The 4,133-nt window shown below is 67.3% G+C and carries 2 protein-coding genes and 1 pseudogene; all 3 read right to left on the bottom strand.

The features are described 5' to 3' along the window. A pseudogene (locus tag VD972_RS03365) lies at positions 1 to 701 on the bottom strand (3-oxoacyl-ACP synthase); the annotation flags it as partial. Continuing rightward, on the bottom strand, positions 698 to 1,741 hold the full coding sequence (locus tag VD972_RS03370) for a DUF2169 domain-containing protein (RefSeq protein WP_324980625.1): 1,044 nt from the start codon (positions 1,739 to 1,741) through the stop codon (positions 698 to 700). The gene VD972_RS03370 and the pseudogene VD972_RS03365, both read right to left, overlap by 4 nt. A 35-nt stretch (positions 1,742 to 1,776) precedes the next feature. Further along, positions 1,777 to 4,050 carry a type VI secretion system Vgr family protein gene (locus tag VD972_RS03375; protein ID WP_324980628.1) on the bottom strand — a complete coding sequence of 758 codons (2,274 nt, stop codon included), beginning with the start codon at positions 4,048 to 4,050 and terminating at the stop codon, positions 1,777 to 1,779. Positions 4,051 to 4,133: the final 83 nt, after the last annotated feature.

Here is a 4,133-nt window from a genome sequence, read left to right on the forward strand (position 1 = left end):
AGAAATGAAAGAGGCTCACGTGCGAGGGCGCAACCGACGATCCACCCTTGAGGGGACAACCCGCGTTGCCCTTGGGATGCGCCGGCTGTGAGCAGGGAGAAGCCAGCCCCTTCTCCCGGTAGAATCCCGTCTCTCGTGCTCGGCCCCAGGTTCCGGCCTGCTCGTGCGTGATGCATCAGGGAATCGCGGTCGCACATCGAGTCCACTCCGCCCACCAGGACCCATGGGAACTTCCGCGCCTTCAGAAGCCGGGAGGCCTCAGCCACCGCTCGAAAGAAGCCAGCACGGCCTTCTGGAAAGAGGGTGCTCTCGGACACCTCCAGCCGTAGAGGCGCCGCAGCACCGGCCAGCGCGCTTAGCAGGGACTCTCGCGTGAAAGGAGAGCCGCTCCCTGGCTCTGGAAGCGCCAGCAGGAGTGGAAGCCGATCGATTCCAAGCGAGGCCACGTCCTTCATGGACTCCTGGAGTGCCGTCATTGCCAACGCTGTCATCCGCTCCGTGCGGGTGAGTTCTGGCTCCAGCAAGGTCAGCATCGAGGCGCGGACTGGCTCTCCTGAGTCATCCAGCACGTCCGTCTCGAAGAAGCGCACAGTGCCGGCAGCCATCTCCACCTGCGTGGTTCGCGCAGTCAGTCCGAGCGGGGTACAGAGTCCCAGCCCGATGACGGCTACTTCGCCCGCATCCCGCCGGTCCGCGTTCATTTGGGCAATTCCTCCCAGGATTCCAGTTCCCGGACAACGCTGTACTCGTGCTGGGCAAGCTCTCGGTGGGCTGGAACAGCCGCGCGCCAGATGAGCGTCAGGGCTCGCTCGTCCGGCTCGATCTGTACAGCGTCCAGGACCAGTTCCCGCCGGTCGATTCGGGTGGTGAAGATGCTCTTCACTACCAGTCGGCGGCGGGGAAGCGGGAACGCGATCTGTCCATCCGGAGACAAGCCCGAGAGGACGACCGGCTCCCCGCCTTTCAATCCTGGCGAAGCGGTGAGCCCTGGTGAGGCGGCCTGGAAGAACAGCGGGTCGAAGTCGCGCGGCCACAGTGGGGCGCGCTGCTCCACCCATGCCTCGTTATACGTTCCAGCCAGCCTGAGGCGTGGCTGCCAGCTCCGCGCAACGGGGCCAAAGCCCGCGGGCGGTACACGCTCTGTCGGGCTCCTCATCAACTGGAGGGGATCCTCCAGGTTCGGCAAGGGTTGCTCGATCGCTTCCTTCGTCGAGCCATACAGGCCCATTCCCACAGGGTTTCGTGGCTCGTACGCGGGAGGCTCCTTGCCCGTGGCTGCCGCCACCCCGCCGAAGCTGCGCTCGTACCGCAGGGGAATGGACTCGAAGGGCCGCGGTGCGGAGGCTTTGAGCCCCAACGCGCCCCGGTACCACACCCGTGTCCCGAAGACGCGAATCCCTCTCTGGCACGGCCCCACCTTTACTGCCGCCAGCAGCTCTGGCACCGGCTTACCCCCCGGCGCCCACGCGTGGCCCGAGACATAGATGTCCGTTCCCGGCCGCGTGTAGGCCGTCTGCCCCTCGTAGCGCAGGCTCGAGGCGCCGGGCTCGCCCCAGTAGACGTCTTCCATCACAGGCGGCCGCTGCTCCTCGCTGGGCTTCGGCGGCTCCTGCGAAGGCCTTCCCGCGAGAGGCAGCTCGAACCGGCCCGCAACACAGATGAGCAGCAGCTCTTCGCCCTCCTTGTTCATGGAGGGCAGATCCACGGCCTTGAAGCGGGTGAGGTTCTCGAGGTTCGGCATCTTGAGGGTAACCCTCCGTCGCCAACACCCGGCGCTCAGTTCTCCGAGATCTTCGAGCCCTTCATCACGATGTCGCCCGAGGCGGTGACTTCGATCTTCCCCCCCTTGATGACGACCTTGCCGTCCTTCTTCACCTGGATCGTGGCGCTGCCCACCTGGAGCGTGAACGAGTTCTCCGCCGAGAGCACCAGCTCCTTGCCCTGGATGGCGTAGCTCTCCTTGGCGAGCACCTGGTACTTGCCCCCCACGTTGAGCAGGTGGTCCTGATCCACCTTCAGGTTGCGCTTCTTCTTCACCGTCTCCAAGTAGTCCCCGCCCACGCTCAACGTGCGGTTGCCCTTCACCGTCTCCGACTTCTTGGCGCCCACGATCTCGACCTTCGCGCCACCCACCTGCTCGGACTTCAGTCCGCCCACCAGCTCATTCATCGCGCCGCCCACCGTCACCGCGTAGGCCCCGCCGATGTTCACCGCCTTGGCCAGGCCGATGTTCTCCGCTGAGGCCAGCGTCACCGACACGCTCTGTGAGCCGCCCACCGTGATGGACTGCGTGCCCCCCACCGACTCCGTGTGGTTGCCCCCCACCGTCGTCGAGCGGTTCTGCGTCACGTCCAGCGTCTGGTTGCCGCCAATCACCGAGGAGTCGTCCTTCGTCACCTGCAAGGACTGGTTGCCGTGCACCTCCCGGCTGCGATCCTTCTCCACCAGCAGCTTCTCGTTGCCGCCCACCTGCTGGGACTTGTCGTTCTCCACGACGATGTTCAAGTCCTTCTGGGCGTGGAAGAACACCTCCTCCTCGCCCGCCGCGTCCTCGAAGCGCAGCTCGTTGAAGCCTCCTCCACCCGGGCTCGAGTTCGAGCGCAGCGTGCTCTTCGTCTTCTCGCCCGGCAGATCCAGCGGCGGCGGGTGGTGCCCGTTGTACACGCTCCCCGTCACCAGCGGCCGATCCGGATCCCCCTCCAGGAACTCCACCACCACCTCCTGGCCGATGCGCGGCAGGTACAGTGCACCCCATCCAGGTCCCGCCCACGCCTGGCTCACCCGGATCCAGCAGGAGCTCTTGTCGTCCCCCTTGCCCTCGCGATCCCAGTGGAACTGCACCTTGATGCGGCCGTGCTCGTCCGTGTGGATCTCCTCGCCCGCCGGGCCCACCACCACCGCCGTCTGCGGGCCGGGCAGCCAGGGCCGCTGGGTCTTCCGCTCGGGCCGGAAGGGCACCGCCTTGTGCAAGCACGTGAAGTGGCTGCGGTAGGGCTCGTGCCCATCCCCCTCGTGGCGAACCTGTGTGCCCGGGAGCACCTCCGGCTGGGAGCCTCGTTGGGTGACGGAGAGCACCAGGTACTCGCCGTCGTACGCGCCCGTGGGGTGCTCGGCCAGCTCGAAGGTGTAGCCCGGAGTCAGCCGGCGGCTGACGCTCGAGCCCGCCGCCGTCTCTGCCTTGGCCCGCAGCTCCTCCAGGCGGATCTTCGAGTAGTTCCGCCCGGCACCTGCGTCCTCGTAGCGCCCCGGGTAGTCGTACACCTCCAGGGCCGCGTCGGCGCCGTCCGCCGAGGAGTCCGCGCTCAAGTCACTGCCAGGCCGCAGGAAGTTGTAGTCGCGCAGCATGACGGCGCCGGGCTGCACCTCGAGCCGCGAGGCGAACTCGTTCACCGCCTCCGCGTCCGCCACCATCTGCCCCTTCTCGCGGAACACCAGGCGCTCCTCGCCGAGCAGCGGCTCGTGCACGGAGGCCGAGTCCCCCAGGACCATCGTGTGCGCGCCCTGCTCGTGCTCGAAGAAGTAGAAGATGCCTTCCTCCTCGAGCAGCCGGGAGATGAAGTCCAAGTTGGACTCACGGTACTGCACGCAGTACTCGCGCTTGGGATAGCTCCCCGACAGCGCCAGCCGGTGCGCCACACCCGCCTCGCCGAGGAGCTTCTTCACGATGTCCGGCGTGGTCATCTCCTGGAAGATGCGGCTGCGGCGCACATGCCGCTGGATCCACAGCCGGGGCACGACGCGCACCCGGCAGCGCTTGCGCTCCGGGCCGCTGCCCTCGTCCCAGCGCCGCACATGGCCGATGATGCCGTGGACGAAGCGCGCCGAGCCGTCTCCGAGTTGGATCGTCAGCAGCGCGTCCTGTCCGAGCAGACCCGCCCCATCCACCTCGATGTCCGGGCCCGGCACCAGGTCGATCTCCGCCTGGTAGGGCACGGAGAGCGCCTCCTCCACCGTGAAGCCCAGCACGGCCAGCTCTCCGGCCGGGTGGGGGCCGCACTCGAACTCGAACTCCGCCTGGTTCGCCGCTAGCGGCGCAGTGGCAATCGCCATGGTTCGTCTCCTCTGCTGCTCAGGCGCCGCGCCGCGCCGGGGGGATGTCCTTCTTCAGCTCTCCGGGCCAGCTGCCTTCCTTC

The organism is Hyalangium sp. (assembly GCF_035629615.1).
GTDB lineage: Bacteria > Myxococcota > Myxococcia > Myxococcales > Myxococcaceae > Hyalangium.